Genomic DNA, 11,912 nt, shown 5'->3' on the forward strand with positions numbered 1-11,912 from the left:
ATCAGGCGCGCAAAGGGCACTGTAGCACTTTGAATTGCTTGTATGTTTCCTTAATTAAGATGCGATGGCTCTTGAGATAGTGCCGCCGCCCGGGATCGCAACCCTCCCTTGTGCGACATTCCCCTGTCGCGACATCCCATAGTGCGGGTAAATCACGGCTCTATGCCGACGATTCTGCGTGGATGGCAGTTCGCCTTCACGCTGTCGTGTGCGGGCATCGCCTTAACAACGGTTTGCCAGGTCCCCATATGAACAGAGTGCTTCCCGGCGTCGTCTGCCGGGAAGGAGGGTTGTATGTATCGTTATATGATGAAGGAACTCATGCTTGTCATCGTCGGGCTGGCTGTCTTCGCGACGTTGATCCTGCTGATCCTTTTGCAGACATTGTGAAGACGCCGGCTCAGCCCTTGCCGAGCTTTTCAAGCGTCCTCGGATCCCTTTCTCCGTCGAAATAGCGGTCGAGCGCCCTTGCGAAGACGCCGACCGTCGGGGCGGCTCTTTCGAACAGCGTCATGGACGAGCGAAACTTGAGGTCGTCCGGCCGCCCGAAGATCTCGAGCGCGGATCGGCCCTGAACGGCATTGACCGCCTCCGTGCACTCGAGAATGCGGTGGCCGAGGAGCGGATGGCGCAGATAGGCCCGCGCCTCGTCCAGGTTCGCAAGCGCATAATATTGCGCCGTCGGTGAATGGCCGAGGCCCTCGATCTGCGGAAAGATGAACCACATCCAATGGGTTCGCTTGGCGCCGGCGGTGAGTTCCGCGAGCGCGGCGCGATACGTGCTTTCCTGCGCTTTTACGAAGCGTTCAAGATCGAAGGCCTCTTGCATCTCCGCCTTCCTTCCGACACCCCCCGCGGAGCGCCGGTCACCCTACCATCTATGATGAACATGAACCTTGATCAGCCGCTCGTAAAGCGCGGCGATCGCGGCCATGGTCGCGTCGTCGAGCGCCGGGAGCGCGCTTGCTGCGGCGTTCGACTGCGCCTGCGCCTCGTTGCGGGCGCCGGGGATCACGACGGAAGCGGCCGGCTGCTCCAGGATCCATCGAAGCGCGAATTGGGCCATTGGCACGTTGGCCGGCACCAGTGCGCGCAACTCTTCCACCGCTTCGAGTGCCACGTCGAAAGGCACGCCGGCGAAGGTTTCACCGACGTCGAAGGCTTCGCCATGGCGGTTGAAATTGCGGTGGTCGTCAGCCGCGAAGACCGTTTCCTTGCTGATCTTGCCCGTGAGCAGACCCGAGGCGAGGGGAACGCGCACGATGACGCCGACATTTTTCTTCCGTGCCTCGGTGAAGAACAATTCCTGCGGGCGCTGGCGGAAGATGTTGTAGATGATCTGAACCGTCGCGACGCCCGGATATTCGATCGCCTTCAGCGCCTCCTCGACCTTCTCGACCGAGACACCGTAGTGGCGGATCTTGCCCTTGGCGACCAGCCGGTCGAGCGCCTCGAAGACATCCGGATGATAATAGACCTCCGTCGGCGGGCAGTGGAGCTGCACCAGATCGAGCGCATCGACGCCGAGATTCTTCAGGCTGCGGTCAATGAACGCCTCGACATTGGCGGCCGTATAGCCGTCGGCGACATGCGGATTGAGCCGTCGGCCGGCCTTGGTGGCGACGAACGGCTTCTGTCCGCCGCGCTCCCTCAGCACTGCCGCGATGATCTTTTCCGAACGCCCATCGCCATAGACGTCGGCCGTGTCGATGAAGGTGACGCCACTGTCGAGCGCGGCGTGAAGCGCGTGCTTGCCGTCCTCTTCGCTGACGTCGCCCCAGGCGCCGCCGATCTGCCAGGCGCCAAAGCCGATTTCCGAAATCGCTGCGCCCGTTCGTCCCAAAACTCTGGTTTTCATTTCGATGTCCTCGTCCTGTTCTGCGTCGGCGTGATTTCTATGATGATTGCGGCGTGTTCGGAAGTTCAATCTTCGAGCGAGACGATCGCCTTGCCGCGACTGAGATCGGTAACGAGGACGAGGACCTCCGCCGCGATGTCCTTGCGCATCTCGACCGTCAGGACCGCCCCGGTATCCGTGAATGTTTCTCCGGCGACCGCTACGCCACGGGCCGTTAGCCGCGCCTTGACCAGGGCAAGATCGGCAAAGTCGCAGACGATCGTGGCGCGCTGCGTGTCGACGAGTTCGACCTTTTCCGCTGCCCTCAGACAGAGTGCCGCAGTGCCGCCATAGGCGCGGATCAGCCCGCCGCTTCCAAGCAGGACGCCGCCGAACCACCGGGTGACGACGACCGCGACGCGATCGAGCGATTGGCCGTCGATCGCCGCAAGGATAGGCTTGCCCGCCGTGCCGCTGGGTTCCCCATCGTCACTGAACCGATAGGTCTGGCCGATGCGCCAGGCCCAGCAATTGTGATTGGCGGTCGGGTCGGAATGCGCGGCCAGAAAGGCTCTCGCCGATTGCTCCTCCTCGATCGCGCCGGCGATCGCCAGGAACCGGCTTTTCTTGATTTCCTGTGTCGAGGTCTCGATGCGCTGGAGCGTGAACATCCGCTGCTTCCGTTTTTCTGGCGGTGATAGCGGATTGGTAATGCTTCGTCATCTGTCACGGCCCCTCATCCGCCTGCCGGCACCTTCTCCCCGCAGGCGGCGAGAAGGGACTTGCGGCACCGCCTTGCCCTCTGCAAAGCCGCAGAGTGATGTCGTCCAGGGCAGGCACGTCCCCTCTCCCCGCAAGCGGGGAGAGGGTTAGGGTGAGGGGCAAATCGATGCTCCTTAACCGATCGCCATCAGACTGGCGTTGCCGCCGGCGGCGGCAGTGTTGATGGAGGTCGAAACCTCTTCCAGGAGCCAGTTGAAGCAATAGGCGTCCGGATTGCGAGCGATCTCTTCTTTCGATGCAGCCTGGACGAGCACCAGCGGACCGGGTAGGGCCGCGATCGCCTTGTTGACGACGCGGATGCGTTCGGCGTCGCCCTCGACGAGGGCGCCGGCAAAGGGACCGTCGGCCGCCCAGTCCTTCGACCAGGAGACGCGCAGTGCGACGCCATGCGGAAGGTCCTTGAGCGACGGCTGCAAGCCGGAGGCGGCGTCGATGACGACACTGTTGCCGGTCGCCAGCGCTGCGGCGAGTTGATGGTAGAGACCCGTCTCTGTCTCAGGCACGAGCAGGATCCGGCCGCGCGGGTGGAGCGCATAAAGATTGCGCTCGCCGACCGGGCCTGGCAGCTCCAGCTCGAGCCCGAGTGCCGAGGTGCTGCCGGCGTTGCGCGCCGCATCCGCTTCGGTCTTCGCACCACGGCCATCGAGCCACCTGGAGAAGTCGAGAAGGGCAGGGTCCGTATGAACGGAGCTATGCTGCGGCGGCACTGGCGCCGTCGTCACCAGCCGGCCGAGATAGAGCGGGCCGCCCGCCTTCGGACCGGTGCCGGAAAGGCCGCGTCCGCCGAAGGGTTGCACGCCGACGACCGCGCCGATGATATTGCGGTTGACGTAGAGGTTGCCGGCCTTCACGCGGCTCGTCACATGCGCGATCGTCTCGTCGAGGCGCGTGTGGAGCCCGAAGGTCAGGCCGTAGCCGGTGGCGTTGATGTCATCGACCAGCCGGTCGAGATCGTCGCGGCGGTACCGGATGACGTGCAACACTGGCCCGAAGACCTCACGCTTGAGATCGGAGAGTTTCTTAAGCTCGATGATCGTCGGCGGCACGAAGGTGCCCTGATCCGTCTCGGCGGCAAGACCGATCTGCTCCACCTTGCGGCCGAGCCCGCGCATCGCATCGATGTGCTTCTCGATGATGCCCTTCGCCTCGGCAGTAATGACCGGACCGACATCGACGGAAAGGCGGTCGGTGCGGCCGATGTTCAGTTCGTGCAGCGCACCCTTCAGCATGGCAAGCGTGCGATCGGCAACGTCCTCCTGCAGGCAGAGCACGCGCAGCGCCGAGCAGCGCTGGCCGGCGCTGTCGAAGGCCGATGCGATCACGTCGCCGACCACCTGCTCGGCAAGCGCCGAGGAATCCACGATCAAAGCGTTCTGGCCGCCGGTCTCGGCGATCAGCGGGATCGGTCGTCCGGCAGGCGAAAGCCGGTCGGAAAGTTGCGCCTGAATGAGCCGCGCGACCTCGGTCGAGCCGGTGAACATTACGCCGGCAATCTCCGGTGCCGCAACCAGCGCCGCGCCGACGCGGCCGTCGCCGGGCAGAAGCTGCAGCACGTTGGCCGGAATGCCCGCCTCGTGCAGAAGGCGCACGCCTTCGGCCGCGATCAACGGCGTTTCCTCGGCGGGCTTGGCGAGCACCGGGTTGCCCGCGACGAGTGCTGCGGCAATCTGGCCGGTGAAGATCGCCAGCGGGAAGTTCCAGGGGCTGATGCAGACGATCGGGCCGAGCGGCCTGTGTGCCGGGCCGAGCGTGCGGCGCGTCTGTTCGGCGTAGTAGCGCAGGAAGTCGATTGCCTCGCGCACTTCGGCGATCGCGTTCGGCAGTGACTTGCCAGCCTCGCGGGCGATCAGCCCGAGCAGCGTCGGCATGCGCGCCTGCATCAGGTCGGCCGCACGATCGAGGCAGGCGGCCCGTTCCGCCGGAGCAACCGCGGACCACGCTTCGGCAGCCTCGAGCGCGAGGCGGGCCGCGCGCTTCGCATCCTCGTCCGACGTTTCCGTCACCGAGCCGACGATGTCACGGTGGTCGCCGGGGTTGACGACCGGGCGGGTTTCGCCCGAGGCCGCGCCGGTCGCAAGCTGCGGAACGGAGGTCCAGGCAGTCGCAGCGCTTGCCTTCAATGCTTCCGTCAGCGATGCGAGGCTGTCTTCATTCGAGAGATCGAGGCCGGCGGAATTGGTGCGGGCCTCGCCAAAGAGCTTGGCCGGAAAGGCGATCTGATCGTGCTTCGCGCCGACCACCGGCATGGCGCGGACGATTTCGACGGGATCGGCGGTAAGCTCGTCGACGGAGACCTTCGGGTCGGCGATGCGGTTGACGAAGGAGGAGTTTGCGCCGTTTTCGAGCAGGCGGCGGACGAGATAGGCAAGCAGCGTTTCATGCGTGCCGACCGGCGCATAGATGCGGCAAGGACGATCGAGATTGCCGCGGCCGACGACCTCGTCATAGAGCGGCTCGCCCATGCCGTGCAGGCACTGGAACTCGTATTTGCCGACCTGAAAATCCTTGCCGGCCATATGGTAGATCGTGGCGAGCGTCTGCGCGTTGTGGGTAGCAAACTGCGGGAAGATCACGTCGGTCGCCGAGAGCAGCTTGCGGGCGCAGGCGACATAGGAAACGTCGGTATGGATCTTGCGGGTAAAGACCGGGAAATCTTCAAGCCCGTCGAGTTGGGCGCGCTTGATCTCGGCATCCCAATAGGCGCCCTTGACGAGGCGCACCATGATGCGCCGGCCCGAGCGGCGCGCGAGGTCGATGATGAAATCCAGAACGAAGGGGCAGCGCTTGCCGTAGGCCTGCACGACGAAGCCCATGCCGTTCCAGCCGGAAAGGTCGGCGTCGAGGCAAAGTTCTTCCAGGAGATCGAGCGACAGCTCCAGCCGGTCGGCTTCCTCGGCGTCGATGTTGAGGCCGATGTCGTATTTCTTGGCGATGAGCGCGAGCGCCTTAACCTTCGGCAGCAATTCGCCCATGACGCGGGAGGCCTGCGCGCGGGTATAGCGCGGGTGGAGCGCAGAGAGCTTGATCGAGATGCCGGGGCCTTCGTAGATGCCGCGCCCGGCCGAAGCCTTGCCGATCGCATGGATAGCGGCTTCGTAGTCCTTGTAATAGCGTTCCGCATCGGCCGCGGTGGTCGCCGCTTCGCCGAGCATGTCGTAGGAGTAGCGGAAGCCCTTCTGTTCGAGCGCCCGCGAGCGGCGCAGCGCCTCTTCGATCGTTTCTCCGGTGACGAATTGCTCGCCCATCATCCGCATCGCCATGTCGACGCCGCGGCGGATCACCGGCTCGCCGCAACGGGCGATGAGCCGCGACAGTGCTGCCGCGAGGCTGCGGTCGTTGACGGTCGAGGTCAGCTTGCCGGTGACGACGAGGCCCCAGGTCGCGGCGTTGACGAACAGCGAGCGGCCGCCGCCGAGATGCGACTTCCAGTCGCCGTCGGAAATCTTGTCGCGGATCAGCGCGTCGCGGGTCGCCGTATCGGGGATGCGCAGCAGCGCCTCCGCAAGGCACATCAGTGCGACGCCCTCCTGACTCGACAGCGAATATTCGTGCACCAGTCCTTCGACGCCTGACCCCTTGTGCTTGGCACGGAGCGCCTCGATCAGCTTGCGGGCGGTTTTGGCCGCGGCATCGCGGATCTCCTTGGGCAGCGTCGCAGCCTCGATGAGCGCCGGCAGGCATTCCGTTTCCGGACGACGATAGGCGGCCGTGATTGCCCGGCGGAGCGTGGTTTGCGGCCGGATCGGCGGCGCGAATTCGGCAAAGGGCGCCGGCGCTGCGTCCGTGGCTGGGGGAGATTTTTGAAGTTTGGTCTGGCTCATCGAACACGGTCCTCCACGGAGCGGTAACAGGCGTCTGGCGCCCCTGATTTGGTGGGCAGAAAATACGCTTGACGCCGCCGAACATCCATCCGGCAAATCGCGGCATTCTCGGAATGTTTCGCTGCCAATGCGCCAGAAAGTGGCGGAACATGCGGAGTGTCGCGGTGAGTGCCGGATGATCGAGCGTCAGGCGGCAGCGCCGAAATGACGTGCGCGCGCAATCAGGCATTCGTCGTCACCGGGCATGCACGTCCGGCACACGATCGGTCGCACCGCATAGATCTTGCAGGCGACGAAGCGGCCAAGCGTGCCGTCGAGCGCCGTGCATCGATCGTTCTCGCAACGCATGCCACCAAGATCGGCAGCGACATATTCTGCCGGAATCTGATCGAGTTCCTCGTCTGTTTCCAGCGAAAAGCGCGGCCAATCGGCCGAATAGGCACAACAGGCGCCGCAGCTTTGACAGTCGAAATCCTGGCTGGATGAAACGGAATGGCTCATGGCCCAACCTAACACGAAGGCGGCGGCGTCGAAATGGCCGTCACGCCATTGCCGCGTCGCGCCGGGCGATTTCGTAGTCTTCCGTGTGGACGAGCACGCCGTCATCGGTAACCAGGATGATGCCATAGGCCGCCGGTTCGTCCACGGAGAGCGAGGCGTCCGGCGTATCGAAGGGCATCGGCTGTTGATGGACCGGGCTCTTGAAAATCGAGAACGGAATACCGCGACTGGAGCCGCTGATCGTGCGATGAACATGACCGGCGAAGATGTGGCGCACATTGCCGTGGCGTTTCACGAGCGCGTAGAATTCCTGACCGTTGATCAGACGGATCATGTCGATGCTCGTGAAGCCGGTCACATGCGGAGGATGGTGCATGAAGATCAGTACCGGCCGGGCGCCGGCCTCGGCGAGTTGCCGATCGAGCCAGGCAAGACGCCTTTGACAAAGATGCCCGGCGTGGCTCACGGGATAGTCGTAGGGCGGCGCAAACAGAGTGTCGAGCAGCACGGCACGACAGTCGGCAAAATCGATCACCTGCTGGACGAAGCCGTTCTCGTCGGTCGCTGTGCCGGAAAAAACATCGAGGAAAACCTCGCGCCTGTCGTGGTTGCCGATCATCATCGCCGCCGGTGGAACGAGTTCATCAAGGATCGCCTTCAGGCGTTCGTAGGACGGACGGTCGGCTCCGTGGGCGAGGTCTCCGGCAAAGATCACCCGATCCGCATCCGCGTGGTAGCGATTGACGTGAGCGATCCCGTTGGCGAGCCGCCGATAGGGATCGAGCCCGATGATTGTCACACCTTCGGGAACCATGTGCAGGTCAGTGAAGATGATGAATTTCGTCATGTTCGTTCCGGTGATGCGCAGCGCTTTCACGCTCCCGCGCTGGGCTATTACCGTCAAGCGGCATCTTTGGGTGAATGGACAGCGCGCGATGTTTCGAGACCGTTTCGTTGGCCATCTTGTAGCGGGCTGGTGAACGCTGTATGCATCACCGCGTCGTCTGATATATCAGATGAGGCGCCGTGCCGGTCGAGATAGGTGAACGGCGGAAAGATGCGATACCCGGAGATAGGTCATGAGATGGAAGCGCACGATCCAGTTGCTGGATGTTCATTGCGAGGGTGAAATCGGCAAGGTGGCGATCGGCGGCGTGCCGAAGATCCCAGGCAACTCGATCGCCGAGCAGTTGAACCACATCAATACGGTCGACGACAGCCTGCGCCGGTTTCTCTGCCTTGAGCCGCGTTCCGGATCGATCGGTTCGGTCAACCTGCTCGTGCCGCCGAAGCGACCGGAGGCCGATGCCGGCTTCATCATCCTTCAGGCGGACCAGGCCCACGCCATGTCTGGCTCCAATTCGATCTGCGTGACGACCGCGCTGCTCGAATCCGGCATGATCGAGATGAAGGAGCCGGAAACGGTGGTGATGCTCGACACGGCGGCGGGCCTCGTCAAGGCGACGGCCACCTGCCGCGACGGACGATGCGAAAGGGTGAAGCTCACCATGGTGCCGTCCTTCGTGCAGGAGCTGGACGTTGAGGTCGATACGCCGGAATGGGGCCGTATCAAGCTCGATCTCTGCTTCGGCGGTATTTTCTACGCGCTGGTCGATGTCCGCCAGATCGGCACGACGATCGAAAAGGCGAACGCGCGGCGGATTGTCGAGGCGGGCATGCTGCTCAAGGATCTCGTCAACCGCACGATCCCGGTCGTCCATCCGGAGATCCCCGAAATCAGCGGCGTTGCCTATGTGATGTTCCGCGACACCGAAGCGGATGGCACGGTTCGCACCTGCACGACGATGTGGCCGGGCCGCGTCGATCGTTCGCCTTGCGGCACCGGTAGCTCGGCGAACCTTGCAACGCTTCACGCGCGTGGCCGGGTGAAGCCCGGCGATATCCTCAAATCCCGGTCGATCATCGGCTCGGAGTTTGAGGTGGGGCTTGAAGGCGTGACGACAGTCGCCGGCAGGGAGGCAATTATTCCGACCATATCCGGTCGGGGCTGGACGTTCGGCCTGCATCAGGTGGCGCTCGATCCGTTCGATCCGCTCGCCGAAGGATTTGCGCTGACCGATACCTGGGGGCCGCAGGCGGGCGAGATCCGCTGAGGCCCGATCGCGCGGCGGGCACTATCCCGCCGCGTACAGATGGTGTCTTCATTTGGACTGGTCCATCTTCGCCAGCATGGCGGTGCGCAAGATGCTGCCTGTGGCGATCGGGTCGAGCTTTTGCTGGCCAACCGGATCGCCCCGGTCAGCTGCCTGCCTGAACAGTTCCTGTGCTGCGACAGGATTGCGCCGCACGCCTTCGCCGCTTTCGAACATCAGGCCGAGGTTGATCATCGCGTCCACATTGCCGCGTTCGGCCGCGAGACCGTAGAATTTTGCGGCCTCGAGATTGTCTTCCGGCACCGCCTGGCCCTCGTCCAGCATTACCGCCAGGTTGAATGCGGCGACGTCGTCGCCGGCGATCGATGCCCGCTCGAACCAGCGGACTGCAAGCGCGCCGTCAGCGGCAGTGCCGACACCGTCGCGATAGGCGACACCGAGATTGTAGGCGGCGAGGATGTTTCCGGCTGCCGCGGCTCGCTCATAGAGGTCGAACGCCGTTTCCGTCTCGCCCGCCTCGGCGACCTGTGCGCCGTAGTTCACCATGGCCAGCGCATGACCGTTGCGCGCGGCTTCCTCGAGGATGCGGCGCGACTGGATTTTCTGCCCCGCCTTGTCGAGGACACGCGCGAGCTGGAATTGCGTGCGTGCGTCGCCGTTCTGATTGTAGGCTTCGCGGCAGGCGGAGAGCGCAATACCGATGCGGATGTCTTCCGTCGAAACAGTCGGGAACGACCGGTTCCGTTCCAGGTCGAATTCGCTGCCCGCTTCCCGGTCGCATTGTTCCGCGGCAGTCAGATCGGCGGCACGCGCCGCGGGCAGCGCGATTGCGGCAAACGAAAGGAACATGATAGCCGCCAACAGCAGGACGTTGGCGATGCGAATGCACTGATTGACGCGGTTGTTCATGACGGTTTCCCTCTTCGTAGCACGATCCTAGGGCGGTCGCGGCGCTGGACCTGTTCCTGGGGAAACAGCGGCGCGCCGGATCGGGCGGCGAAGTTGTGAGTGGGAGCGGCTGCGTCCTGTCAGGCGAGATGCGTCTTGCTTCGCCTGTGCGTGCGGTTATCCTCTGAGACTCCGGAGGCTCGAACAGGGAGCGTTGCGAGAGGCGGCGAACAAAGCCGATGCGGCCGATATATGTGAAAAGACGAATCTTCGTCGGCGGCCTGATGCTGGCGGCCATGGTGGGCCGGTCGGCGAACGCGGCGCCCAATTCCGTGGTCGGCAAGGCCGAGAAGATACGCGGCAATGTTCGCCGCCGGCAGGGAGAGGACGAGGCGCGGCTTGCCGTCGGTGGCGAGGTTCTCGACAACGACTACGTCTCGACGAGCACCAACAGCTTTGCCGATCTGGCGCTGAGCGAAACGCGTATCCTGCTCGGCCCGCAAACGGAACTCTTGATCGACAGGTTCATCGCCGGTCAGGGCGGCACGCTCGAGCTCGGTCTCGGCCGGATGGTCTTCGACCGGCCGGAGGGCCTTTCGAAGGTGGACGTGGCGGTGCGCACAGCCTTCGGGATGATCGGCGTGCGCGGCACGAAATTCTTCTGCGGCCCGAGCCGTGCGGCCTTCGCCGTCTTCGTGGAGCGTGGAGCGGTGTCGGTCCAGGGCGGCGGTGTGACGCGCACGGTTGCTGCCGGCCAGGGCGTCGACTTCGACCGGCCGGGAGCGGCACCGTCCGAGCTGACAAACTGGGGGCAGGCCCGCATTCGGGAAGCCTATGCGAGCGTCGGCTTGCTGTAATGCACGCCCTCACGCCGCCGGCGGGTCAGCGACTGTGAAGAGCTCCATCGGTCCGAACCCGCGGATGTCATGGCGCCCCAGCGCCCGGAGAGGTGCGTGCGATTGCGCCGCTGCCGCCGGCCCGATGCAGATTGCCGTTCCAAGGAATTTGTTCGCATCCTGAAGCCGCGCCGCGAGGTTCACCGCGTCGCCGTGAGCGGTGTAGTCGAGCTTACCGCCCGCGCCTACCTCGCCGAGTACGGCAGGCCCGGTCTCGACGCCGATCCGCGTTCGGCCAAAACCGTCTCTTGCAAATTGCGGCCGCCGCCGCATTTTTTCGGTCAGGGCGTGGATCGCCACGGCGCATTCGATCGCCTTGTTGACGTGATCGTCGAGATCCTCCGGCGCGTTGAAGAGGGCGTGCACTGCATCGCCGACGACTTTGTCGACCATGCCGCCATGGCGGGAGACGAGCGTGTTCACTTCCGCGAAATAGATGTCGAGGAGCGCCACGAGCTCACGAGGGCCGAGCTTGCGGGCGAGAGTCGAGAATCCCTCGATATCGGTGAAAAGCGCGGTGACCACGCGCTCCTCGCCGGCCACGCGCCCGGCATTCGGCTGGTCGATATAGCGCGCGACGACCGATTGCGGCAGGTATTGCGAAAATTTCTGCCGGGCGATCGCCTCGGCGCGCCGCACGTGGGCGAGTTGCAGCGCACTTGTCACGACGAGCACCGCAATGAGCGCCACACCTATACTGAAGGCATCGACGAGCCAGCCCGTCGCGGCATAAATGCCGCCGGCGCCGGCGATGACGAAGAGCAGCGCGAGGAGGCCGAGGGTGAGGGTCGCGAGTGGTCGAAGCCGCGTCGCGCCAACGGCCGCAAGCGTGCCGGCCGCGAAAGTGAACAAGGCTTCCAGGAGCGGCAGCCCGCCATACCGATAGGGAACGAACCCGGTGATGATTGCATTGGCGATGTCGGCGTGGATCTGCACCGAGGGCTCGAGCGGCATCGAGGCGCTGGGTCTCAGCCCGCCGAGGCTCGGCATGCTGCTGCCGACGAAAACCAGCTTGCCCGTAAGGCGGCTCCGATCGGCCGTGTTTGCCATGACGTCGGCAGCCGAGAGCGTG

General features: G+C 64.2%; 10 protein-coding genes and 1 pseudogene. 2 read left to right on the forward strand and 9 right to left on the reverse strand.

Annotation, left to right across the window (positions count from 1 at the left end; all coding sequences use genetic code 11):
- Window positions 1-400: 400 nt before the first annotated feature.
- The 6 genes from QN222_RS21445 to QN222_RS21470 form a co-directional block, all read right to left on the reverse strand.
- A complete protein-coding gene (locus QN222_RS21445) occupies window positions 401-829 on the reverse strand; it encodes a DUF1810 domain-containing protein (protein ID WP_283964862.1) in 429 nt (142 codons plus the stop codon).
- Window positions 830-871: 42 nt separating this feature from the next.
- On the reverse strand, window positions 872-1,858 hold the full coding sequence (locus QN222_RS21450; RefSeq protein ID WP_283964863.1) for an aldo/keto reductase: 987 nt from the start codon (window positions 1,856-1,858) through the stop codon (window positions 872-874).
- Between the two features lie 65 nt (window positions 1,859-1,923).
- Window positions 1,924-2,508, reverse strand: a complete 585-nt coding sequence (locus QN222_RS21455; protein WP_283964864.1) for a YigZ family protein — start codon at window positions 2,506-2,508, stop codon at window positions 1,924-1,926.
- 225 nt (window positions 2,509-2,733) lie between these two features.
- Window positions 2,734-6,441, reverse strand: coding sequence for a trifunctional transcriptional regulator/proline dehydrogenase/L-glutamate gamma-semialdehyde dehydrogenase (gene putA / locus QN222_RS21460; protein ID WP_283964865.1), 3,708 nt, complete (start codon window positions 6,439-6,441; stop codon window positions 2,734-2,736).
- 186 nt (window positions 6,442-6,627) lie between these two features.
- On the reverse strand, window positions 6,628-6,942 hold the full coding sequence (locus tag QN222_RS21465) for a YkgJ family cysteine cluster protein (RefSeq protein WP_283964866.1): 315 nt from the start codon (window positions 6,940-6,942) through the stop codon (window positions 6,628-6,630).
- A 40-nt stretch (window positions 6,943-6,982) separates the two neighbouring features.
- The gene (locus tag QN222_RS21470) at window positions 6,983-7,789 is read right to left on the reverse strand and encodes a phosphodiesterase (RefSeq protein WP_283964867.1); all 807 of its coding nucleotides are present in this window, start codon (window positions 7,787-7,789) and stop codon (window positions 6,983-6,985) included.
- Window positions 7,790-8,021: 232 nt separating this feature from the next.
- Between QN222_RS21470 and QN222_RS21475 the strand changes: the two genes are divergently transcribed.
- The gene (locus QN222_RS21475; protein ID WP_180940018.1) at window positions 8,022-9,056 is read left to right on the forward strand and encodes a proline racemase family protein; all 1,035 of its coding nucleotides are present in this window, start codon (window positions 8,022-8,024) and stop codon (window positions 9,054-9,056) included.
- Window positions 9,057-9,104: 48 nt separating this feature from the next.
- On the opposite strand, the gene QN222_RS21480 is transcribed toward QN222_RS21475, so the two are convergent.
- Together QN222_RS21480 and QN222_RS21485 are read right to left on the reverse strand one after the other, a co-directional pair.
- Complete coding sequence (locus QN222_RS21480; protein WP_283964871.1) at window positions 9,105-9,419, reverse strand: tetratricopeptide repeat protein; 315 nt, start codon at window positions 9,417-9,419, stop codon at window positions 9,105-9,107.
- Window positions 9,408-9,905: pseudogene (locus QN222_RS21485) on the reverse strand (sel1 repeat family protein); the annotation flags it as partial. The pseudogene QN222_RS21485 and the gene QN222_RS21480, both read right to left, overlap by 12 nt.
- Window positions 9,906-10,183: 278 nt before the next feature.
- On the opposite strand from QN222_RS21485, the gene QN222_RS21490 reads away from it, so the two are divergent.
- Window positions 10,184-10,801, forward strand: a complete 618-nt coding sequence (locus QN222_RS21490; protein WP_283964868.1) for a FecR family protein — start codon at window positions 10,184-10,186, stop codon at window positions 10,799-10,801.
- A 9-nt stretch (window positions 10,802-10,810) separates the two neighbouring features.
- Here QN222_RS21490 and QN222_RS21495 read toward each other — a convergent pair.
- The coding region (locus QN222_RS21495; protein ID WP_284005585.1) for an adenylate/guanylate cyclase domain-containing protein at window positions 10,811-11,912 on the reverse strand (1,102 nt) is incomplete at its 5' end.

The sequence above is a fragment of the Sinorhizobium sp. 6-70 genome (assembly GCF_030124375.1).
In the GTDB taxonomy this organism is placed as follows: Bacteria; Pseudomonadota; Alphaproteobacteria; order Rhizobiales; family Rhizobiaceae; genus Sinorhizobium.